This is a genomic window from Herbaspirillum sp. NPDC101396, from assembly GCF_044767365.1.
GTDB lineage: Bacteria > Pseudomonadota > Gammaproteobacteria > Burkholderiales > Burkholderiaceae_D > Herbaspirillum.
In genome coordinates this window covers 278,177-300,983 of record NZ_JBIWNT010000006.1, presented here as the reverse complement: position 1 = coordinate 300,983, position 22,807 = coordinate 278,177, and the positions used below count along the sequence as shown (strand labels likewise).

The 22,807-nt window shown below is 53.8% G+C and carries 14 protein-coding genes and 1 pseudogene; 9 read left to right on the top strand and 6 right to left on the bottom strand.

Annotated elements, in window-relative coordinates:
- The first annotated feature begins 18 nt into the window (after positions 1 to 18).
- From ACIROY_RS21375 to ACIROY_RS21365, 3 genes are all read left to right on the top strand, one after another.
- Positions 19 to 1,365 carry a hypothetical protein gene (locus ACIROY_RS21375; RefSeq protein WP_402344095.1) on the top strand — a complete coding sequence of 449 codons (1,347 nt, stop codon included), beginning with the start codon at positions 19 to 21 and terminating at the stop codon, positions 1,363 to 1,365.
- Entirely contained in the window at positions 1,362 to 3,374 is a 2,013-nt protein-coding gene (locus tag ACIROY_RS21370) for an SIR2 family protein (RefSeq protein WP_402344092.1), read from the top strand. Before ACIROY_RS21375 ends, ACIROY_RS21370 begins: the two co-directional genes overlap by 4 nt.
- A gap of 182 nt (positions 3,375 to 3,556) precedes the next feature.
- Positions 3,557 to 4,657: a hypothetical protein gene (locus ACIROY_RS21365; protein ID WP_402344089.1), complete on the top strand. Its 1,101-nt coding sequence runs from the start codon at positions 3,557 to 3,559 to the stop codon at positions 4,655 to 4,657.
- Between the two features lie 203 nt (positions 4,658 to 4,860).
- On the opposite strand, the gene ACIROY_RS21360 is transcribed toward ACIROY_RS21365, so the two are convergent.
- From ACIROY_RS21360 to ACIROY_RS21345, 4 genes are all read right to left on the bottom strand, one after another.
- Positions 4,861 to 6,054, bottom strand: a complete 1,194-nt coding sequence (locus ACIROY_RS21360; protein ID WP_402344086.1) for a Shedu anti-phage system protein SduA domain-containing protein — start codon at positions 6,052 to 6,054, stop codon at positions 4,861 to 4,863.
- Between the two features lie 352 nt (positions 6,055 to 6,406).
- Positions 6,407 to 6,784: a hypothetical protein gene (locus ACIROY_RS21355; protein WP_402344083.1), complete on the bottom strand. Its 378-nt coding sequence runs from the start codon at positions 6,782 to 6,784 to the stop codon at positions 6,407 to 6,409.
- Entirely contained in the window at positions 6,781 to 13,875 is a 7,095-nt protein-coding gene (locus ACIROY_RS21350) for a hemagglutinin repeat-containing protein (protein WP_402344080.1), read from the bottom strand. Before ACIROY_RS21350 ends, ACIROY_RS21355 begins: the two co-directional genes overlap by 4 nt.
- Before the next feature lie 25 nt (positions 13,876 to 13,900).
- Positions 13,901 to 15,646, bottom strand: coding sequence for a ShlB/FhaC/HecB family hemolysin secretion/activation protein (locus ACIROY_RS21345; protein ID WP_402344077.1), 1,746 nt, complete (start codon positions 15,644 to 15,646; stop codon positions 13,901 to 13,903).
- A 485-nt stretch (positions 15,647 to 16,131) separates the two neighbouring features.
- Between ACIROY_RS21345 and ACIROY_RS21340 the strand changes: the two are divergent.
- Positions 16,132 to 16,527: pseudogene (locus ACIROY_RS21340) on the top strand (ATP-dependent protease); the annotation flags it as partial.
- A gap of 12 nt (positions 16,528 to 16,539) precedes the next feature.
- Here ACIROY_RS21340 and ACIROY_RS21335 read toward each other — a convergent pair.
- Positions 16,540 to 18,558, bottom strand: a complete 2,019-nt coding sequence (locus ACIROY_RS21335; protein ID WP_402277800.1) for an OPT family oligopeptide transporter — start codon at positions 18,556 to 18,558, stop codon at positions 16,540 to 16,542.
- 120 nt (positions 18,559 to 18,678) lie between these two features.
- On the opposite strand from ACIROY_RS21335, the gene ACIROY_RS21330 reads away from it, so the two are divergent.
- The 4 genes from ACIROY_RS21330 to ACIROY_RS21315 all read left to right on the top strand — a co-directional run bounded on the left by ACIROY_RS21330 (position 18,679) and on the right by ACIROY_RS21315 (position 21,224).
- Positions 18,679 to 19,149 carry a hypothetical protein gene (locus ACIROY_RS21330; RefSeq protein WP_402277801.1) on the top strand — a complete coding sequence of 157 codons (471 nt, stop codon included), beginning with the start codon at positions 18,679 to 18,681 and terminating at the stop codon, positions 19,147 to 19,149.
- 50 nt (positions 19,150 to 19,199) lie between these two features.
- Positions 19,200 to 20,171: a DMT family transporter gene (locus ACIROY_RS21325; protein ID WP_402277802.1), complete on the top strand. Its 972-nt coding sequence runs from the start codon at positions 19,200 to 19,202 to the stop codon at positions 20,169 to 20,171.
- Between the two features lie 7 nt (positions 20,172 to 20,178).
- Positions 20,179 to 20,712, top strand: coding sequence for a hypothetical protein (locus ACIROY_RS21320; protein ID WP_402344075.1), 534 nt, complete (start codon positions 20,179 to 20,181; stop codon positions 20,710 to 20,712).
- 167 nt (positions 20,713 to 20,879) lie between these two features.
- The gene (locus tag ACIROY_RS21315; protein WP_029363895.1) at positions 20,880 to 21,224 is read left to right on the top strand and encodes a DUF1840 domain-containing protein; all 345 of its coding nucleotides are present in this window, start codon (positions 20,880 to 20,882) and stop codon (positions 21,222 to 21,224) included.
- A gap of 78 nt (positions 21,225 to 21,302) precedes the next feature.
- Here ACIROY_RS21315 and ACIROY_RS21310 read toward each other — a convergent pair whose 3' ends face one another.
- Complete coding sequence (locus ACIROY_RS21310; protein ID WP_402344073.1) at positions 21,303 to 22,511, bottom strand: MFS transporter; 1,209 nt, start codon at positions 22,509 to 22,511, stop codon at positions 21,303 to 21,305.
- A 130-nt stretch (positions 22,512 to 22,641) separates the two neighbouring features.
- On the opposite strand from ACIROY_RS21310, the gene ACIROY_RS21305 reads away from it, so the two are divergent.
- Positions 22,642 to 22,806 carry a hypothetical protein gene (locus ACIROY_RS21305; protein ID WP_402344070.1) on the top strand — a complete coding sequence of 55 codons (165 nt, stop codon included), beginning with the start codon at positions 22,642 to 22,644 and terminating at the stop codon, positions 22,804 to 22,806.
- Position 22,807: the final 1 nt, after the last annotated feature.

The window sequence follows — 22,807 nt, the reverse complement described above, 5'->3', positions numbered from 1 at the left end:
ACCGCATGGAAGTTAAAAATGAATGAAAAATATAAATCAAACTTTTTGCAGGCCAGTGAACAATGGTTATGTGATGGCTATTCACTCATCGTTAGATACACCGCAGTGGATATAGCTGATGCACATCGGCTATTAAATGCGTCCTTCACTTTCGGCCCTCGCCAGGTTGCCGAGTACGCGGAATTTGATTTACGGGTGGAGAATTTCCGTGCCGGCCAATTTCAAGGCCCGGCGCAGACAAAGGATGAGCTGCTCAATATTGTTCAGTTGGCGATTGAGGGAAAGATCGACCTGAATGGAACAATCTACAACCTCGAAGAGAATTTCGCTCCGGATTTCTATTCCGAAATGATTCATCGAAATCGTCTGACTCACGATTTGCATTTGCGGATAGGCACCAATAGTCTCTCTCATACTATCGACATAGATTTCGACAAAGTTAACAACGGACTGAGGAAGTCTGCCATCCCATTTGACGGCCTAGACGATTTGTTGAGTTGGCTAAATCTCAAATCCCCAGAGGAAGGTATTCGCTCTCCGTTTATTGAAATTCGAGTATTGCCACCGATGGACCTTCTCGACTCCCGCCTATCAATGAATACGCTGAGTGTGGACTTAACTGCTCATTTAAATACAGAACTTGGACACCTTAGCTGTGGACTCCGTGTTTTTCCAGGAAATGGTATAGCAGCGCGCAAACAGGTATCCAATCTCTTTACATGGATGCCGTCGACCGACGCACTCCAAACAGGACACGCCGAGATATCCGTCGAGAATGCGGACAGAGTTTTGATAATGCTTACGATGGGCGATCATACTGTACGAAGATACTGGGTCAGCGATCCTCAAAAAGCTAGAAATACCCGTCTTTTAGCTACCCAGGAATTTGATTCTAATCTCAGCATGATCAGGCAAGCGTTGTTCGAGCAAAGAGAATCCAGAAAATTCGAGAAGGCCATTTCAGCCCTACTCTTCATGATGGGTTTTTCTTGTGGAATGCAAGTCGAGGATGATTCTCCAGATCTCATAGCGTCCACTCCCAGTGGACGATTAATACTGGTGGAATGCACATTGAAGATGGCTGATTGGGCACGGAAGGTTGGAAAACTCGTAGATCGTCATCGTAGTCTGGTGAAGTCTCTGGACTTGAGTGGAGTGCAGGAAGAAATTTATAGTGTCATAGTCTGCGGACTACCCTCCGATCAAATCATGCACCGACCCGAAGATCTTCAGTCAAGCAAAATCATCTTACTTACGAAGGAAGATCTTCTGAAAGCCCTTGAAGACATTCATTACCCTATGCATCCTGATGAGCTTTTAGATAACCTTTCGGCCAAGCTAACCCAGAAAGATTTTTTTAAATGAGATTCGGACAGAACAAAAAAAATGAAGATTCCATTGATAGTTGGTGGAACTCGAAATGGTGGACTCAAGAACAGCCTTCGCTTTTTCCTGGAAAGTGTGCATTGGTCGTCGGAGCAGGTATATCCATGGATGCGCCAACTTCATTGCCAGACGGAGTCTCTCTTACTTCCGCAATTCTCAATCATCTTTTGGACGAAACGGCGGCTTCTGAAATTCAGGCTGTATTCATTGAATGTCAGTCTGTAATAGGAAAAACTATTCCAAGGCTAGAGCACGTCCTCGACAAAACATGCAATCCCCTGCCAGATGAGGATTTCGGCCGTGCTGGAGACCCCAAAAATCTCTTGAATCTCTTCGCCGATAGAGTGCCAAATAGCCATCATGAGTCGATCGCGCAATACGTACGCTCTAACAAGACTTGGTGCATAACGACGAACTTCGACAATTGCATAGAGAAAGCTGCCGCTTTTCAAATACCCGTCCACATATTCGACGCGAAGAAAAATGAAATCGAGGTACTGCATTCCGCACATGGAACGGACTGGGGATTAATAAAGCTTCATGGCACCATCGAACGAGGACCTGAAAATCTAGCGACCACCCTCTCGCAGCTACAGCATGGATTGCCGGCTCCCATGAAGAATTTGTTGAATGATGTAATGAAAGAGGTTCATATGGTCGCAGTCGCAGGATATAGCGGCACCGATCACTTTGACGTAAATCACTGGATTCGCGCGCGCTCCAATCAGAAAGAACGCCCAAAGCTTATCTGGATATCACATAGTAACGACGATAAAATTACTCAAATCTCTGATGACAAAAAGGAGCCAAATATATCCTGGAATCGAGCATTTTACGGATCCATTACTCTCGAAGGAAAAACAAGTTCGATTCTGAAAAAAATGCTCGGATTTGCGAAAATTGAAGTCACGCCATCTTCATCTAAAAGGACAAATTTAGATTCGCAGTTAAACGATCTCTACATTCCCACCCAGGCGGAGAAATATCTAAATGGGGCTCGACTAGCAGCGGCTATCGGGATGGGGCAACTTGCAGAGGAACAGTTGAGGCTGTTTAGAAGTAAATTGCGGCGAAAAGATGTAGCACTGAATATCGAGCCCGGTATTTATTTTGCCCGAGGTATGAAAAAAGAGGCACTTCATCAGTACGCCTATTTAGAAGAGTTGAATATTCAATCTGAGTCTCTATCCCGAATGAAGTTACTGCGACATGGCGGTAAACGTCTATCAACAGTGATAACTCTATTGAGAACAAAGACAACAATCCAAAATGGAGTAGACAACACTTCTGCGGCTTTGGTGGAAGCGCTTGCCTCGGCATTAGATATTATTGAAGACCTTCAGCGATTTTCTCTGTTTCGTTCGCGATTTCTCCGAGCTTTCTCTACGAAAATCATGGATTTCTTATGGCATAAATCTGAACTTAAAGACATGAATCTGCCCATTGCTGTTCAGGGGAAATTGCAAACTCAAGTGATACGAATGGAAGCTTTGCTAGTAGACGACGATAACGGTCGGCAGTTAGCGGAATTAAGAAATAAGATTCATGAACAATATTCGTATGGAGGACCTCTGGCATACAACTACTATCTCATTGAGAAAAGTACGGCCAAAGAAGAAGATAGGCTGTCAGACCTAGTTGAAATAAATATAGAACTCGCCTCTATACTGTTATCGGCTATGAGGCGCCGGTGGCCCGACGGCATTCAGAGTGTGTGGAAAGAGAAGCAAGGCGCACGTAGGTATCGTTCTGATGCGGATTTCATGAGCGGGACATACACTACAACGGTTATTTTTGGCCTTCTCTTTGAGGCAACTCGTATTGCCACTGCACTACAGGAGCAGGGGTTACAGGTTTTGATAGCAAACTGTTGGATCAAAGCGGATACGATTCTTAAAGGTGTCTCTTATTGGAAGCCGCAACGCCTCTACGAACCAAGCTTCCCGATCGACGATGAAAATGTCGATCCACTTCAAACTCAAATGTGATTGTGGGACAACTAGGTGTATTAATGCTCAACTCATTGGCGGTATAAATAGGCATCTAACCAAATACGTTGCGATATAATCTTGGAGGTGCAAGTGAGAGTGGGCTTTCTCTCACCGCTTCTTATCAATGACCTTGTCATGCCAAACACGCGGGTAGTCGGTTCGAGTCCGGCCTGCACCATATGGATAAAATCAAAATATCTAGAACTGCTGCACTCGGGAGGTTGCGTAAGCGTCTATCGCATCCCGTGAAGCATCTCAATACCATCATCGTTGGATTGGACGGGGTTCGGAACGGCTCGGTTGTGAAATCTGAAGATTTATCGGTGAGGTGGGAGGTCGGTGATCCAGTTCGAACGACCGATGAGGCAAGAGGTTTCGCTATTGTTTCTCTTGTAGTTGCTGCTTGCGACTCTCTTGATCAATATCTTCGAGGTCTAGGTAACGCCCCCAGTCCCATTTCCAATCCTGCACTCAGATCGTTGCTTCGCGGTGAAAGTCAATATGACGGCCCCTCGTCGACACAGCCGAGTAAGGAGCATCTTGAACAATTGATAGTCAAACTGTCACCGCTCCGTGGCAAGGATGGTCGAGATGCGCTTAAAGAATTTTCCAATACACATTACGGGCAATCTAAAAAACCTTCACTTCGTGCCAGGTTTGATGCATTAAAAGAATATATCGATGATCTGCCGCGCGATGCATCTGCGCCTGCAGAGCTTAAAGACAGTTACGCCGCTGCCATCACCTTATTGATTGTGTGGCGTAACGTCGTTGTGCATGAAGAAAGTAAAGACGGACTTGATAGCGCCAAGCGCAAACTTCTCACCGACGACGCACAGTACTTTAAGACAAATCATGCCGATATCGATATATCAAAAACTCTCGCTCAATTTGAGAAACGTCTACCGCCGACCTTAAAGGACGCGTCAACACTAGTGTCGGTTTTACTACGGACGGTGGCCTCGCTTGATGCTTCATTGATTTACCACACCAATACTTCTGATTATTTTCGGGAAATCGCTTGGTCGAGAATCAAAGTTTTGAACCAAAAAGTCGACTTTGTTGACCGCCTGAAAGGTGCGTCTCTGGCTGGAAGAATGAGAAGACTGCTCCCATATCTTTCTGGATGTGGTTTTGTCCCCGAAAAATTTATGGACAAGGCGGATTCTCCACCAGCCATAACTCTCGAGCTGAAAGATACGTTTCTTGCCGAGAAAGATGCCTTAGATTTTCTGCTTCAGAATGAGTATGTCTTAGGGGAAAAGCGTGACAAGAAATAGAAATTGCCCATTAATTTTCGGCGAAAAATGATCCATTAGCCGCATAATTTGCACCGAGAATTGACCCACGCATAGAACACAATTCTGCTTATGACCATAAACAGGAGACTGCGGCCTGATCGCGGTATTGTTAGTAAAACGAGCCCATCAATATCATCGCGACTTAGGCCCTCTATCGCAAGCAGCTATCCGAAATCGATTCGTCATTTATAGAATTGAACTACAACGCCATCGATGAGATCATCAAATGTCATAATCTCGAAATCGTGGTAGTCGGAAATGATGTCACGCCAGACACTGGATTCAAAATCTTGACGTCGGCCAACTATCAACCATCGCTTAGGTTTATGCACCTTGAAGCCATATTTCTCCTCAAACCATCTTCTATTATTCGGATCGTCGAAGTAAGTTTGATAAACACGTGTTTGGGAAATATAAGATTGAAGCCACGCTGAGAATGTTTCTCTATTTTCGATCCCTACGACGACATTCTTGCCGAGATGAGGCAATTTGAATTCGACGATATCAGCGTACCCATTTGGCTGTACAACGAAGTAGTCGGGTTGAATACTATTTTTCTGTTCGCTTTGCCATTCACAGTTCAACTGCGCGTGAGCTCTAAGCGCGCCAAACTTCATCGTTAGAATGAATTGATTTTCGGGGAGCCCTAGGTGAGCTGTAATCATCGGTTCGGTTGTATCTTTGCTCCCCCAAAGTTCGATAAATCGATTGATAAGCGGCAGCTTTCCATACTTGTAATCGGTAGGGATTGGATAGGAATAATTTGCGTCGTCTTCTACAGCTTTTTGCATGTATTCGAGGCTAAACGAGAAGCTATCTGCCTCACTGTCACTCCCATCAAAACGGATGGGAAAGAGATCCAGCCACTTTATCCGCCTTGACTTGAGTCCCGAGCTTTCATCCGCGTCAAAGAACATTCCGTTAACTACTCGACAGAATCTCCCTTTCGGTACACTCATTGCAGGCGTATTTATACCCATAATGAAATTTTGCGCAGCAAAATTCCACCCCAATTTCGTCAACTCGTCCAGCCCCCTATTAGTTGGCATGACAAGGTCTTCACTGAAAACGGGAAGAGGCAGAGTTATGTCCAGAGTAGAGTCGTATTCAAGACCGACGATCTTTTCGAATAGATTGCAATCTTCTTTTGAATAATCGTAGTACTTCATCTGAAGAGCGAAGCCATCTTCCATGACAGAGCTAACTAACTCTGGTCCCAAATATTCAACGGCGATATGAGTTCTTCCGACATAAACAATGAGCATCTCTGGTTGCACTAGAAAGCCAGGCATTGTCTTAATTAGATGCGGATTCTTTTCGAGGAATGCATGGAGTGGCCCAAAATAGTATTTGGCCAGCATGTTCAAGAAAGTCATGGCTACCGGCTTAATGTCTTGAAGGATTTCTCTATTTTCCACAATGTGTTCTTTGATATTGAATGAAGTGATCAGGAATCTTCAGAGGACTAGACGAGTTCGATAGTTTCAGGGCGCATTTACCGTCTAACGGTATTTCTTGAAATGCCTAAGGGTCTAGATATCTCGCTCAGTGAAATTTGGTCGCGAATGTGTCAGCGTCGAATAATTCCAAACCACATTGATCACTCCAAACTCCTACCTAAAAGCTTAGGTAGGATTGTGTCGTAAATGTGTGACAATTTTCCATGCAACGATACGACCAAAGTGAGTCAGATTTCAGCCCAAATCAATACTTTCCCACAGCGCCGATTCAGGGCTCGCTGTCCATAAAGAGATCCCAATTAATTTTGCGCTGCCCTTGAGAGACGAGCCAAACAAAATAGTCTGCAGCCATGTATCTACTTTTGAAAACAGATATAGGTGATTTGTGGCCTCGCTCCTCGACCCATATATAAAATTTGTCGCCGATCCTACTAAAGCAATACGGTTCGATATCGTTCCGCGAATAGAAACTACGCTGACCTACGTCCCAATCACGATGCTCTAGTCCCTCCAGCGCTGCATTGATCAACCGATAAACTCGTTCAACACTTCTATCAACAGCATCTGGCGCAGGATTGGGATGACGCAGCGGCTGTTGAAACTCATCAGCGACGAAATCAGGTACCAATATAGATTTTTGAATCATGCTCCAACCTTTTTTAAATAACCTTGCTTTACCAGTTCCTCGATCGTCATTTGCACTCCCTTGCTAGTATCAAATTGGACTCCCATACCTGGCTGTCCAAACCATGGCATTACATTGCTTTGCTCGACTGGCAATGGTTTTATAACTATAAACTCATCTCGAACCGCTAAGTTAGTTCCCGGTGAAAGCGCACGTTGTTCAAGAGAGGTACCAACAGGTGCCAAGAAACTTGAACTTGAAGTAGTTCCACCATATCGATCCAGTTTTGTGCCAACTGTTAAGGTCGTCTGAAAGGCAGTACCGGGAACGTCTCCGCTCCCCGGTGGCCACCAAGTACGTCCACTAGAGTTAACCCATCCCGCTTCTTTAGCAGCCGCCATTTGAGCCACAGCAGCAGTAAAGCTATCACCATCTCTTCCAAAATTGTTCGCAATTCGAGCAGCTGCATCTAATGGAATATTAATTCCTTGAGATGCAAAGAACTCAGTAACACCGACCTTCCCAGCTAGCAGGCCTCTTAATGCCATACCAAAAAGCACTTGCGCTGCTTGGCCTTGCGCCTCCAACAAAAGCGCTTGAGAAGTACTGTTTGCAGCCTGATCTTGAAAGGAATCGGGTCGAACAGGGATTCCAATTGTTGCAGTATTCAGATCACTCGGAAGTGGACTATTCGCATAGGTAAAGTTGCTGCCTGGAATTGTCGTAACGATATTCCCTTGAGCGGATGCTTCTCGCGCCATTTGAGTACATAAGTCGGACGCCGGATCTGAACATGCTTTTGCTAGTGCGGCATCCCTACTATACGAAATCTGAGTAAGTTTAGTTTTGAGATCGCAAGCAGATGCATCCCCATTTTTGCATGCAGCTACTGCGGCATCGTATTGCTGCTGCTCAGACAATGACGCTAGATTGGGAGGGATATGTTTAAGCCAGTTATTAACCACTTCGTTCAATGCTGTGGCGGCTCCTGCTGCCCCTCCCACGATAGCGCCAGCTACGGTACTCGCAATACCTGTTAGTACATTGCTGAGCGCGGGATCAATTCCTGCTTGTTGCAATGCTAAAGCTACGTTAGGTGCAGTCAATGTTCCTATCGCGGCGCCGGCAGCGCCAGCCGCCCCGCCTGTAAGGCCGCCCACGATCGTATGCGCCAATAACCGCATCGATCCGTTCGGCCCCCAATTACTTTCAAGCATGCTGGCCTGAGCATTTAACTGCTGGGATAACTCAGCGTCCCCCGTCGCCGCGGCCTGCGCTCTCAAATCGTCTGCCTTTTTTATTTGAGAAGCAGCATAATCCCCAATCGCCTGAGATGCTTGTTGTCCAAATGCTTGCGTTATCTGCGCCTGGGCCTGAACTTGTTGCTGAAGCTGATGCCCGTCCCATGACTTGGTAAGTGCACCGCTAGTGTCTTTGTCGGTATTCACGTCACGATTCAAGTTTGCGACTGTTTCCGCGGCAGTTTGTCCAGTTTTAGCTTGTTGCGCAGTATCGTTCGTAATCGTGACTCCACCACCACTAATACCCGACGATGTTGTGCTGCCTTGGCTTCCGCTTTCACTGCTGAAACCAGCACTGCCACTCGGGTTAGTTGGGCTCTTGGCCGCTGCCTTATCTTTGTCCGACATTTCATTGGTCGGACTTTGATCACCCATTTTTCCAGATGCACTGCCACTGACACTAAAGCCGTCCGCATCGTAATTGTCACGATTTTGGATAGCGCTCTGCGTCAACGTTCCGGTCGTAAGACTATTTTTGTTATCGTCGATGGCTTTTTGGGTGCTTTCAATAACTGCTCCTTTTAGATCTGTATTTCCACTCACTACGACCTGAAAGCCTCCATCTCCAGCGCTAATCCCAGACTGTTGCGTCACGCTAGCGAAGTCTCCATTGACCTTTGATCCAGCGAGACTTCCACTAGCAGTGCTTGCGCCATAACAAAACGGTGGAATGCAAAGACTTACGCTAAGGCCTGCGCTACTTTGCTTGCTGTCGAATTTACTGGTGTCTTGCAAGCTCTCCAGATTCAAGTCTCCGCCCACGTTAGCGACGACATTGTTACCGGAGACATTTGCACCTTTGATATTGGTGTCACCACCGCTGACCAACGTGGCGGTATTACCGGCATGAACAACGGTGTTGACGTTTGTAAGATCTTTCCCGTCCGCGTTGCCGCGCGCAATATTGACCCCCGCTTCTAACGTAAAGCCGTTCTGGCTTCCGCCCATAGCAAAGCCGATACCTAGGCTGGCACCTCCGGAACGATTGCTGCTGGTCTGACTACTGGTGTTTTGCGCCGCCAGTAAATTGACTTGATTGTCAGCCACTAGACTAACATTGGAGCCTCCGCTGATATTGCTGCCGACAGCGGTGATATTGCTCTGCTGGCCGCCACCGGTGGCCACAATATTGACGTTTCCGCCAGCTCCGACATTGCTGCCTTTGGCCTGTTCCGCAGTTTGGACAACTGTATTTTCACTCTTGGAGGAACCGATACTGAGCGTAATTTTTACTCCGCTCATGTCTTCCGGATTCTGCGCCATATTCTTGACACTGTTGTATCCGTCCTTGATCGCGTTAGCCGCCGTCGCCGCTGCCATGGCCAACATGCGTGGGTCGTTGGTCTGCTTTGATGCTACAGACATCTGCTGTACCGATTGCAAGGCCGAGATTGCAGGTGCCGTCAGCGCGAGCGTCAAGCCACTTTGATGCATTGATTGTTTGTCGCTAGATGACGACGTATCGTAGGCAGCATTGATATCGACTGTCTTGGCTTTGATTGTGATGTCGCCTCCCGGTGCCATCACATCGCTACCGATCTGCGTATAACGATTGGTTGCCACGATTGTGACATTACCACCCACGCTGCCGATGGTGCTTCCGACGTTGGTTGTAGAGGATGTGTTGGTATCGCGATCTTGCCCGCGGCTACCCAATGTCACACCAAAGCCGCTGCTCATCAGGCCAGAGGTTGTTTCACGACTGGTCGTGTCGCGAGTACCAGTGTTCTGAGCGGTGGTGATGGTGACATCGGTGGCAGATAGTGCGACGTTCTTAGTGCCAACTATGTTGCTGCCAACAATATTCAAATTGCTACCCGCTTGTACCAAGACGCTATCACCTGACAATGTTGAACCGATGGAGGTGGTAGTTTCGGCCCTGGCGGTGGAAGAGCTGGTTGACGAATTAAACAACCCTTTTGAAGTCGTATAAATTGCCTGGTCCAAACTTGTTCCCTGTCGCGCCACGCCAAAATTGATATCGTGTCCTGCCAATGCTGCTAGCAGCCCTCCAGCATTTGCATACACGGCCTTGGCATTGATATCTTGTCCCGCTGATAGCGTCAGCGCATCACCTGTATCAATATTTGCTCCCACCACTTGGGTAGAACTTTCGTTTAGATGGTTGCGGGTATCGTAGGTGACGTTGTAAGTTTCTTGCGTCTTAACTTCACTGATATTTAAATTGCGTCCGGCCACAAGACTTGCATCCGTTTGAGCAGTGACAGCGGCTGCGACGAGATTGACATCACGCCCCGCCTGTATTGCCAATTGTCCGGCGTCAATACTGCTGATCCGATCCACCTTGGTATTGAGCCCATCGGTTGCCATATTCGACGCCGTGGTCGTTTCCAGTGTTACATCGCGCCCAGCCAGAATACCAACGCGGTTGCCGTTGATACTGCCGCTACTAATTACATCATTGCTGGCAGTCAAAGATACGGTACCTGCTGCGCCCGAGCTTTGAATGCTGCCGGTATTTTTGATGTCTGTCGCTTGCACAATTAAGCCGTTCGATGCCAATAGCATTCCACCGTTATTCAGGCTGCCATTGACGGTCAGATTAATGTCCTTGGCGGAGACCAGACTACCGGAGGGAGAAATGTCTTCTGTGCTCACCCGGCTCAGATACACCACCGGCACAAGCGCCTGACTCTGTGTACCGTCCGGCAGTGTCACTTGTTTATCCACCAGCCAGACTATGTCCGAAGTCAACGCCGCCATCTGCGCATCGGTCAAGCCGATGCCCGGAGTCAGTTGGAAGCGAGCTGCGCTGGCAACGCCAGCGTCCATCAGTGCCTTATATTGGTCCTCGGCGGTGGAATAAGCTCCCAGAGTGCGCTTGCCGGTCAACTCCGTAATCTGATCGCCGATTATTTTTTGTTCATAAAAACCGTCGCCCAGACGTTTCTGTATCGTTTGCGGGTCCAACGCCAGGCGTCCCAGCATGTAGTCGCTAGACACAAATGATTTGTAGTCGGTGAACTTGGGATCGGTCTCGACCAGATAATTTTTCCCCGGCTGCGACTGTATGGTGAACAAGCCGTTGTTAGGAATAGTCAAATGTGGCAGCACGGCAGTCAGACTATTGCCGGCATTTGGCGTGCCGGTGATGACGGCGCCATTGGCGATGCTGGTCGGCACAGTATTCTGCTGGACACTCGCCACCGACAAATCCATCGTAGTCGATGCCTGCACATTGTCGTACGCAGCGCCGCCCTGGTTGTAGGTGTAGTGGTTCTGATGAGGATGGCCGTCGACCCAGTGGTAGTAATTCTCTCCACCGGTCATGTGCCAGATTGTGGTCTGCGGACCGCTGGCGCCGATATTATTGATTGCGCCTACCGAGCCGCTCAAGGTGCCTCCTGCGACCATCAAGCTTTTATCGTTGGTTACGGCACCCGACAACAGCATGTTGCCGCCGGAACTGATTCGACCAGGATCGCTACTGAGCACGACCGTCTTTTGAACCACTTCCGTATAGTCACGTTTGTAGAATTTTTCAAACCGGTCACCATTCGGTAACACCAGTACAATCCCACCGTCGCCACTATCGCTCCATGTCACGCGGTCCGCCGTGTACCAGACATCCGGTTGATCCCAATAGGCGTACTCCGTCACGTGCTTAGTCAACGCAGGATCATCCTGCACCGTCGTGCTGAAATGATTGTTTCTATTGATCAGCGACGCTGTTTGCAGACTCAATGAACCGCCGGCATCGATCGTAGCCGACTCATTGATGATGCTCGTCGCATTGCCTACCGCCTGATTGTTGCTATCCAACGCACCGGCGATGATCATGTCACCCAGACTTTGCAGCAACGCATGTTCACTATTTGTTACCTGAGCGGCGCCGATCTGCATGCTGTTGCGAGCCGCCACTACACCGGCAATATTGTCCACGTTGTTGGTGAAGGTCTGCGCGCCCAGCGCTACGTCTTCACCGTAAATGCGTCCCGTATTGTTCAGCGTCGTATTCGAGCGCACCACTGTCGTCGCGCCGCTGTTGATCAGGCCTTTATTGTCGACACTGTCGGCGGTGAGAGTCAGGTTGCGCACCGCATTGAGCGATCCGGTTCCACTGTTGGCAAAGCCATTCGTCACTGCAATGCTAAGGTCTCGGGTGGCGCTGATGTCACCGCTATTGTGCAGGGATGACACTTGCAGAGAGAGATCGCTACCTACCAGAATCTGCCCGCCCGGATTGTTGTTTAGCGCTAGGCTACGCAACTGCACATTACCATTGCCGCCAATCACGCCGCCGTTCGCCACCTGGGCCGCATTGGCGTTGACAATCTGCGCACCGCCGTCAATCTGTGTCAGGCCGGTTCCACTATTGGCGATGCGGCCGCCGCTGTTGTCGAGGCTTGCAGCAGCCAGCGTCAGGGCAGCCGTGCTGTTGTTTGCTTCGATGCGCCCGGCGACGTTTTTCAGCGCACCCACGGCAGAAATATCAACATTGTTGCCGCTGTATATCACGCCGTTGTTGTTCGTCACGTCAGCGCCTGCGCGTGCCGTCAGCGTGTCCCTGCCGTAGAGATTGCCGCCGGTGTTATCTATGCCTGCCGTCGCCGTCAAGCTCAGGTTGCCGTTGGCAGCAGCGTTGCCGGACGCGTCAACACCGGCCGCTATCGAGTTGGATGAAGTGATGTTGCGCGCCTGCACCGTGACATCCGTCTGCGCAGCCAGTACGCCGGTGTTGCTGACATTGCCCGCCGCATTGACTTTCACCGCCTGCTGCGCATACAGATTGCCACCATTGCTCACGTCGCCCTGGCTGTTGATGGCAATGTTGCCGCTTGCGGTGGTGCTTCCATTGAGCGTGACTTTGCCACTGTTGTCGATGCTGATATCGCCGGCTTGCGCGGCAATCGTGCCGAGACTGCGCACACCGACGCCGGCTTCCGTGCCGATCAGCCGGATCTTGTTGGCGTACATCCCGCCCAGCTGCGCCAGGTCGATGCTCACCGTGGGCGCACTGCCTTGTCCTTGAATCACTTGCACGCCGAGGTTGGCGTAGTTCACCAGATTGGCGCCTGTCACGACGTTGAGTTGATCGCCCCACAACTGGCCGTTGACTTGCACGCTGCGTGCAATCAGATCAACACGGTCGATTCCCGCACCATTCATGCCGCTGCCATCGATCGTGATATCGCCGCGTGTCACGCGCAGATTTGACAGACTACCGTCTGCGGCGAATTCCGGTGTGCCGGTGGTCAGCACCCCGCGACTGGTATTGATAAAGCCGCAACCGCTGCAGGAGATCCCGTTAGGATTAGCAACAATGACTTCCGCTCTTTGGCCTGCAACCTCAATATATCCATTAAGCTGGCTTCGGGAGGAGCCCGTCACTTCGTTAAGAATCAGACGAGCGCTACCATTGGTCAGTGCCGCGTTGCCTGCGATGTAGCCGGCCTGCTGCGTCTGCGTCAAGGTACTTGAGTTATTCAGGATAGCGCCACCCTGACCGACGTTGAACTGGTCGTAGCGATTGTGCGAAACGCCTGCAGCGTTGGGCGTCACAATTTGCACCACGGGCTTGCCGTTGGCCGATTGATCAACGACCGGACGACTGGCGGCATTCCGATCGGCAACGATCTGCCCATGCACCACTGTTACCCCGCCGAACAAGATGGCAATCATCACGCCTAGTTGCGCTAGCCGCATCAGGCCGGCTCCTGCCGAAGTCGACGAGGCGCCTGCAGCAGCACATTCCGATGGGCTTTTTCCTTGACTGGAAACGTTCTCTGCGACTGCCATGAGTGCGCCGCGACGCACGTTGAAGATGACGCGGTATGCTTGCTTGTTCATTCTATTCTTAGACTTGTTTGATTAATCAATACTGATAGCTCACGCTGAAGCCGGCTGCGGGTGTAGCGGTCTTGAGTCCATCCGGTTTCACTAATGCCCAACTGAGAAATGCGTCGTAACGCAGGCCGGCGGCTCCACCGCGTACACCTGCCGCTGCACCGACCATCTTGTTACCCAGTAGGTATTGGGCACTGGGTCCAAATACACGTCCGGCATCAAGCCCGACATACAAAGCCTGGCGACTTTGGGCCAGCGGCATTTCAAGCTCATTTCTCACATAGAAACCACGCTCTGCGGCCAGCGTTTGCTCTCCATCGAAACCGCGCACGGTATAGCGATTACCGATAGAGAATTGTTCTGACTGGAACAACGCAGAGCGTGTGGCCTGAGCCCGCAAGGCACCGATATAGTTGAATGATTGGCCAAACAACTTGAATGGCGCATAGAGACTTGCATCGAGCGTCTGCAAGGTGTAGCGATAGGTGGGCGCATCAGGCTGACGCGGCTCCAAGTCCGGCTGGCCGTTGAACCACGACACGCCCCAGCGATTGGCCAGCGTCAGATTGAGTTGAGCATCACCGATATAGCGCGTGTGCACCCATGCCAGTTCTGCAAAGGTCGTATTGCGTCGTTGCACTTCAAGCTCTGTGTCGTCGACGTACGAATGGCTCCAGCGCTTTCCTACCTTGAATTGCCAGCTGTGTTTTTGATACTGGTCACGATAGAACAGCTGCTGCGTCGTGAACTCGAGGCTGCGCGATTTACCGCTTGAGACGAAGGTTTGATACAAACCTGCGATTTGTTGGTGGTAGTCGTAGCTACTGGCATAGACCGAGAAGGTCCAATACCCATATGGAATGGCGTAATAGAGATTACCGCCTGTGGTGCCACGCTGCCCGCCCTTGCGATCAGCATCGGTATTGATACCGAAATTGAAGAGGTCATTGACGCCGAGCGTGTTATCCAGTGCTGCGTTCACGCTTGTCTGCAATTTGCCGGTGCCTTTGGCGCCGCTGTCATCCAGAGAAACGGTTACCTTCCACGGCTTGACGCGCTTGACGGTGATCACAACGTCGCTCTCCCCGGGCAAGGCGCCGGGCACGATCTCCATGTCAACTTCCTGGCTCGGCACACGCTTCATCTGCTCAAGTCCTTGCTCGATGTCATGCAGGTTGAGCAGTTGGCCGGGCCCGGTTGGGAAGGCATTTTTCCACGTACCGGGCAGAGATGGATCGGCAAAACGGATGGCGTGGATGACACCCGGCACCAATGTCAGCGTCAGCGTGCCACTGGACAAGTCCTGCGCTGGGATCCCCAAGCGAGTTGTGCTGTAGCCCTTGGAGAGAATCAGCGCCGTCAGACGTTTGACGATCAGATTGAGACCTTCTTTTCCGATACAGGCTCCCTTGTAATCCTCAAGGTATTCCTGCGCGAATCGGAAAGGATCCTGCGATAGCGCACTGGCTCCCAATGCGCGCATCGAAGCGGGCAGCTGTTCAGGAACATGCAAAGTGAAATGATCGATGGCGAAACAGGGCGATTCGATTGGAAGCACCAGCGAATCCGGCGCAGCTTCGCTTTTTTGCAGCTCGACTTTAGGCGCGCGCGCTAAACGCTCGCGCTCGGCGGCCTCTGCGCGGGCACGCCGGCGTTGCTCTTCGCTCTCGGATGTTTGAACAGTCTGGGCGACAGTACTAAGGTGTACTGTGCCTATTAGTAAAAAGCTCGCGAAACACTTGCCATAGAAAAACTTCTTATTCTGATGTTGCACAACCCCACCCCGGAAATTCTGATTTGTTCTTCGAATTTGTTGCCGGGCGGGATTTTATCTGCAGATCACACTCCTGATTTATGGGAATGTTAGTTTGTGTGAAGAAACAATAAAAATACAACAGCTCGCATTATTTTTATTGTCATTTACTCATTACTTATCGACAATAATTTGGAATAAAAACGGCAAAAATGTATTTATACCAATAGAAACAATATACTAACCAGTATGTTTTAAATCCAGAATGCTACTAAAAGCTATGACCGCTTGAATGACCATAGGACATTTTTAACAATTTACTCGCATTTAAATCTTAGAAAAACTGACTCTCCTCACTACATATTTCTTAAAATTTTGCCAAATGGTAATTAATGTTCTTTTTGAGGCTGTAACTATGACGATAGCGCTCGCTCATTAAATAAAGTTCATCCCTGTAAGTGATTGAATCCACATGAATTGGGCGAGGGTCTAATTGTGACGATGGCCACCAGGGCAAGATTTCAGGTCCGCTGCTGGACCGCATCGACATGCAGATCCAGGTCGGCGCCATCGCCCACGACGATTTGCTGCAGCAAGCCGCAGGCGAAGCGTCGGCGCACATCGCCGCGCGGGTGGCAAACAGTTTCGAGGCGCAGCAACAGCGCCAGCGCAAAAGCAACCATCTGCTGTCGACCAGCGAAATCGACCTGCACTGCAAACCCGACGCTGCCGGCGAAGACTTGCTGCGTACCGCGATGACGCGCCTGAACTGGTCGGCGCGCGCCTATCATCGCGTGCTCAAGGTGGCGCGCACAGTAGCCGACCTGGCTGCCGAACCGGTGATCGGCAAAACCCATATCGCCGAGGCGATTCAATATCGGCGCGCGCTGCGCGAACAATAGCGCGCCCCCTTCTCAGGCCGCCTTGAGCAACCTGCGCACGAACCACGCGATCACCAGCCCGAACACCGCCAATCCCAGCCATTGCGCCGCCGGGGCAAAACCGGCGCCGACCAAGGCCAGCGGATCATCACGTCCGGTGGCGCCGATCACGGCCGCCAGGATCACACCCATGAGGCTTTCGCCGACGATCAGCCCGGAGGTGACGAGGACACCACGCCGCTCGATGCGCTCGGCCCCGACCTTGTCGCCGGACGCCTTGCGTTTGGCCAGATGCAGCTGCAAGCCCCAGGCGATCAGTGCGCCCGCCACCAGCGCCATGCCGACCGAGGGCGGCAGGTAAATTCCGAGGCCGACCGCCAGCGCGGGTACGCGCGCCTTGCTGCCGCCTCTTTCCAGGACGATATCAATGACGATCAGCACTGCACCGATAGCTACGCCGATCAGGATCATGGTCCAGTTCAGCTGATGCGTGAAGATGCCGTTGGCGATCGCCGTCATCAGCGTCGCCTGCGGCGCCGCCAGCGCATGCGCAGCATCCATGCCAGGTCGCGGCAGCGCGCCGACGAAACCATAGGCGTTGTAAAGCAGCTCAAGAATCGGTGAAATCACCGCAGCGCCGACTACGCATCCGATCAGCAGTGCGATCTGCTGACGGTAAGGAGTCGCGCCCACCAGCCAGCCGGTCTTGAGGTCTTGCAGGTTGTCGTTGGCGATGGCCGCGATGGCGATGATGGCCGAAGTCACAAAGATCGCCAGCGCAATCGGCAGCTTGCCGGCACCGGGCGCATTGAGCAGGTGATCGACGCTGCCCGAGGCCAGCAGCAGCAGCGACACCAGAATCATCGCGATGATGCCGACGCCGGAAATCGGACTGCTCGACGAGCCCACCAGCCCGGCCATGTAACCGCAGGCCGCCGCCACCAGAAAGCCGAATACGCACGAAAACACCAGGCTCATGGCCACCAGTCCGCACAACAGCGGCAACGACAGGGGCGCATCGATCAGGAACATCGCAAAAATCAGCGTCAGCAACGCCATCACGCCGACGCCGATCAGGGCGATCGCGCGCACCGGCAAATCGCGGTCGGTCAGCGGCCGCTCGCTGCCGTCGTCAAGCGTGCTGCGGCTGCGCAGCGATTCGCGCACACCGGCCACCATCGGCCGGAACAAGGTGATCAAGGTCCACACCGCCGCCACGCCGATGGTGCCGGCGCCCATGAAGCGCACCTGGCTGCTCCACAAGCCCGTGGCGTAGGTAGCGATGGCGGCGCCCTGCGGCGCGGGCGTGAGCATGCTAAGAATCGGTACGGCGAACGCCCAGCTGATGATCACGCCGATCAATACCGCCACGCCGGCGACGATGCCGATCAGGTAACCGGCGCCGAGCAGGGCCAGAGAAAAACCCAACGGCAGCCGGAATATAGCGTTGCCGACGCCGGCCCAGATATTCAAGCTCTCCGACAACAGGCGAAAGCCGCCGGTAACCAGCGCCACCCCGGCTGAAACGATGCTGCCGGCCCAAATGTCGTTGAGCCCCTTGCGCACATCGTCACCACCGCCGGCGGTGTCGGCGTTGCCGACGCGCAGAATCTCAGCAGCCGCCAGTCCTTCCGGATAGGGCAGTTCACTCTGCACCACCATCACCCGCCGCAATGGAATCGTAAACAGTACGCCGAGCATGCCGCCGGCTGCACAGATGCCGAACGTCTGCCAGTAGGGGAAACCCTGCCAGTGGCCGATCATCACCAGCCCGGGCAAGATGAAGATCACCGCCGACAGCGTGCCGGCCGCCGAGGCCTGGGTCTGCACCATGTTGTTTTCGAGGATGCTGGCGGAGCCGAACAGACGCAGCACCGCCATTGAAATCACCGCCGCCGGGATGGCCGACGAGAAGGTCAGACCGACCTTCAACCCGAGATAGACATTGGACGCCGTAAACACGATGGTGATGAGCGCGCCGAGAATGACGCCGCGCACCGTCAATTCCGCCATGTTGTGTTGCGCAGAAGCGGGATGATTGGGATAAGGCATGGGGAATGTCTCCTTCTTGAGTTGCGGTTGGTCGGTTGGAATGATCTGTCGTCATTTCTCCCCGTCTGCCGCTGCGGCGCCGTTTGCTATCATGAGGTTCTTCGTAAAAATTCCGCCGCCATGAATCAGTTCGCCCGCCTTGCCGTTGCCTCCCTGTTGCTGGCTTTGACCAGCGGCGCCGCATTCGGTGCCGCAAGTTCAAACGCCGCCGACAGCATCGCCAGTGAACGCGACATCGACAAGGCCATGAATCCCTTGCCGCCCGGCGTGCAAAAAGGCCTCAACCTCGACCTCGGCAACAGCGGTAAAAATCCTGCTGACAAGGGGTCGCCCCCGCCCTTGAGCCCGCGCTGCCGCCAGCTGCGTGCCGATATCGACCGCGCCCGGCATGCCCCGCCCGAAGCGCCGCGCGACGTCTATCCGGAAGGCCCGCGACGCGACGGCAGGCGAGCGGCGCCGATGCCGCCGCCGTCACCGATGCCCGGCCTGCAGGTACAGTCTTCCAACAGTTTGGGAGGCCGTCCTTCCGGCGATATCGAATACGGCCGGCGCGCCAAAGCGGAAGAACAATTCCAGCGCGAATGCCAATAAAAGACGACACTTGCGGGTTACGCCTGCGGGCTTTTACCTGATCCCGACCCATGTTCATTGGAATACTTTGCGCGCTGTGCGCCGGCCTGATGTGGGGCCTGGTGTTCGTCACGCCGCTGCTGCTCGGCGACTATCCCGGCGTCGTCTTGTCGCTGGGACGCTATGTCGCCTTCGGCCTGATCGCGCTGGTGCCGGCCTGGTTCGACCGCCGCCGCATCGGACTGCTCAGCCGGCAGGACTGGACCGTCGCTTTCAAGCTCGCCCTGGTGGGCAACCTGTTGTACTACGCCATGCTGGCCACCGCGATCCAGCTGGCCGATGCGCCGTTGCCGACGATGCTGATCGGCACCTTGCCGATCGTGATTTCGGTGTGCGCCAACTGGCGCCCCGGCCACGTCTCGGAATCGGTTGCATGGGGCCGGCTGGCGCCGTCGCTGGTGATCCTGGGCCTGGGCCTGACGCTGGTCAACAGCAGCGAACTGGAACACCTGCGCAACACCATCGGCAACGCGCGCTCCACGACCGACTATGCGCTGGGCTGCATCATCGCTGTCTGCGCCGTCGCCGCCTGGACCTGGTATCCGATCGTCAATTCACGCTACTTGCGCACCCACACCCACATCAACTCGGTCACCTGGGCTACCGCGCAAGGACTCGCCACGCTGCCGATGGCGCTGATGGGCTTTGCGCTGTTCGGGATTTACGGTGCCGCCGCAGGCAGCGAATACGCGTTCCCGCTGGGCCCCCGCCCGGGCTTCTTCGTCGCCATGATGCTGGTGATCGGACTGTCGGCGTCGTGGCTGGGTACGCTGCTGTGGAACAAGGCAAGCCAGCTGCTGCCGACCGCGCTGGTGGCGCAGCTGATCGTGTTCGAAACACTGGCCGCCTTGCTGTATGCTTTCCTGCTGCGTGGCACTGCCCCGGACCTGCGCGTGTTGGCCGGTGCGGTGCTGCTGTGCATCGGCGTGGTCTACGGCGTGCGGACGTTTTCGCGCCGGCCTGCGGTTTCCCATTCATCCTGATTCTTCCATGACCATGCGCCAGGTATCCTCCGCCTTTTCCCTCGCCCTGCTCGCTGTCTTTGTCTGCGTATTGACGGCCTGCTCGCCAAAATACAACTGGCGCGAAGCGCACGGCGAAAAGATCCAGTTCACCGTTCTGTTGCCGGCCAAGCCGGCCTCGTTCACGCGCCAGATCGACCTGGACGGCCTGCCGGTATCCATGACCATGACTGCAGCCGAGATTGACGGCGTCACCTTCGCGGTCGGCGCCGCCGAGCTGGCCGACGCGGCACAGGCGCCGAAGGCGCTGGAAGCGATGCGCACTGCGCTGCTCAACAATATCGACGGCACGCCGACAGCGGCGACGATTCCCGGCAAACCCGCCGGCGACCGCACGCTCGACGTGGTTGCCGCCGGCGTGGCGCGCGGCCAGCCGATGCGGCTCATGGCCCGGCTGCTGGCGCGCGACAAGCGCATCTACCAGGTGCTGATCGTCGGCCCGGAGAAGTCCATCGAAGCCGAACACGCTGAAACCTTTTTCACCTCGTTTGCTCCAAGCTGACACGCCTGAGGCGGCGGCGCAGATGACAAGGGCGGCGCGTCCGAGGTATTCTGTCGGTCTGCAGTAAACCATTAGGCAATAGTCAAGCACCAAAGTTAAGCAACAATGCGTTATCCGGAAGGAAACAGGCGGATACGCTCTCATCAACACCAATACCCTGAGGAAATATGCTGGTTACGTTCAAATCAAAAGCGGCTGCAGATGTTGTCATGTATGAATCCCATGCCAAGCCCATCCTCGACCTGCTGCACAAGGACATCAAGCGCGGCGTGATCACTGCAGCCGAAAGCGCCGACGCGGTCGCGCTGATCGAGAAGCAGATCGACAACAGCAAGTCGCATGAAGCTGCCGAGGCCCTGGAGCGCGATGTGCACGCGCATCACAACGCCAACGGCGACGACAACGGCCATGAAAAGATCGAGCCGGTGACGTTTTCGGCGCGCGCCTATCCGCTGCTGGACATGCTGCGTGAAGCGAAGAAGGGAAATTACGACGTGCTGTGGGGCGTCTGAGTCAGACAGACCCATTGCCGTAGGACCACACTGCAGGAGCCGATGGCTCCTGCAGTCGTTTCAGCGGGCTGAAGAGAATTACTTCCGGCGAGCGCCCAGTTCAGTGCAGTAGTACAGCAAGGCCAGCGCGGGGAACGCAAAACCCAGCCAGGTAGTGGCGCTCCAGCCGCCCTGCGCATAAATCCATCCGCCCAGCGCCGAACCGAGCGCGCCGCCGCCGAAGAAAGTCGCCATGAACAACCCGTTGAGGCGGCTGCGGATTTCGCCGCCGAGCGCGTAGATGGCGCGCTGGCTCAGCACCAGGTTGGCCGAGACGCCGAAGTCGAGCAGGATCGCCGATGCCAGCAATACTGCCAGCGACGATTCACGTCCGCCGTTCCAGAAATGCGTCATCAGGAACGAAGCCGCCACCGCCAGCATGGCCACGCAGGTGGCCGGACGGCTCCAGCCGCGGTCGGCCACGCGCCCGGCAATCGGTGCCGCAATCACGCCGATCACGCCGGCGAAGGCAAACAGCGCAATGCCCTTTTGCGACATGTTGAAGGTCGGACCGGCCAGGAACAGCGGCGAAGTGGTCCAATACAGGCTGAACGCCGCGAACATCATGGCGTGGTAAGCCGAGCGCCGGCGCAGGATGGGCGTGGTCCGCACCAGATGCCACATCGACGCCAGCAAGGCGAAATAATGCATGCCGGCCGGCGGACGGCGCGCCGGCAGGTAGCGCGCCAGCACCAGGGCCAGCAAGGCGATGACCACGGCCGACATGCCGAAGATCGCGTGCCAGCCGAACAGGTCCGCCACCAGGCTCGACAACGGCCGCGCCAGCAAAATCCCCATCAGCAAACCGCTCATGACGTTGCCGACCGCGCGACCGCGTGTCTCCGGCAGCGACATGTGGGCGGCGTACGGCACCAGCACCTGGGCGCCGACCGAACTGACGCCGATCACGAACGCGGCCAGGAAGAATTGCGCGGCGCTCTGCGCATAAGCGGCGCCGACCAGCGCGACGCAGGTGATCGCCAGCAGCACCAGCACCATCTTGCGGTTCTCGATCAGGTCGCCGGCCGGCACGATGAACAACAGCCCCAGGCCGTAGCCAATCTGCGCCAGGGTCACGATAAGGCCGGCGGCGCCCGGCGAGATGCCGGTGGCGACGGCGATCGGGCCGATCAGCGGCTGGGCGTAATAGAGATTGGCGACGATGATGCCGCAGGCGGCCGCCAGCAGCGTGATCATCCAGCCGGCGATATCCTGTTGCTTGCTTTGCAAAGCTGCTGCGGTGCCCATGAGACGGTGCCTTTGGTCGAAAACGAGGAGCACACTGTAGCCGAATTGACCGGATCCTGCCGAGGCCGGCTTTTCGCGCCAGTCTGACTGCTGTCGCGGACTTTTTGCTGCCTGGCCGGACTTTCTCGTCATGTCGACGTTCTGGAATAGCGCCACCGCCTTCGCGGCTGGTACACTGACGCTCCGCATGGGCGCCCGGGCATCGTCAAGTTCGCGTCTCAAAACATGGCTGGAACGCGTGATCGGCGGCGCCTTCATCGGCCTCGGCGTCAAACCGGCCCTTAGCAAGCAATAAT

Bases quoted from the DNA above. Each gene is read 5' to 3' on its own strand.
- ACIROY_RS21360 (WP_402344086.1), bottom strand. From the start codon at position 6,054: ATGACTTTCTTGAACATGCTGGCCAAATACTATTTTGGGCCACTCCAT.
- ACIROY_RS21325 (WP_402277802.1), top strand. From the start codon at position 19,200: ATGTTCATTGGAATACTTTGCGCGCTGTGCGCCGGCCTGATGTGGGGC.
- ACIROY_RS21375 (WP_402344095.1), top strand. From the start codon at position 19: ATGAATGAAAAATATAAATCAAACTTTTTGCAGGCCAGTGAACAATGG.
- ACIROY_RS21350 (WP_402344080.1), bottom strand. From the start codon at position 13,875: ATGAACAAGCAAGCATACCGCGTCATCTTCAACGTGCGTCGCGGCGCA.
- ACIROY_RS21365 (WP_402344089.1), top strand. From the start codon at position 3,557: ATGGATAAAATCAAAATATCTAGAACTGCTGCACTCGGGAGGTTGCGT.
- ACIROY_RS21320 (WP_402344075.1), top strand. From the start codon at position 20,179: ATGACCATGCGCCAGGTATCCTCCGCCTTTTCCCTCGCCCTGCTCGCT.
- ACIROY_RS21355 (WP_402344083.1), bottom strand. From the start codon at position 6,784: ATGATTCAAAAATCTATATTGGTACCTGATTTCGTCGCTGATGAGTTT.
- ACIROY_RS21305 (WP_402344070.1), top strand. From the start codon at position 22,642: ATGTCGACGTTCTGGAATAGCGCCACCGCCTTCGCGGCTGGTACACTG.
- ACIROY_RS21330 (WP_402277801.1), top strand. From the start codon at position 18,679: ATGAATCAGTTCGCCCGCCTTGCCGTTGCCTCCCTGTTGCTGGCTTTG.
- ACIROY_RS21310 (WP_402344073.1), bottom strand. From the start codon at position 22,511: ATGGGCACCGCAGCAGCTTTGCAAAGCAAGCAACAGGATATCGCCGGC.
- ACIROY_RS21370 (WP_402344092.1), top strand. From the start codon at position 1,362: ATGAGATTCGGACAGAACAAAAAAAATGAAGATTCCATTGATAGTTGG.
- ACIROY_RS21315 (WP_029363895.1), top strand. From the start codon at position 20,880: ATGCTGGTTACGTTCAAATCAAAAGCGGCTGCAGATGTTGTCATGTAT.
- ACIROY_RS21335 (WP_402277800.1), bottom strand. From the start codon at position 18,558: ATGCCTTATCCCAATCATCCCGCTTCTGCGCAACACAACATGGCGGAA.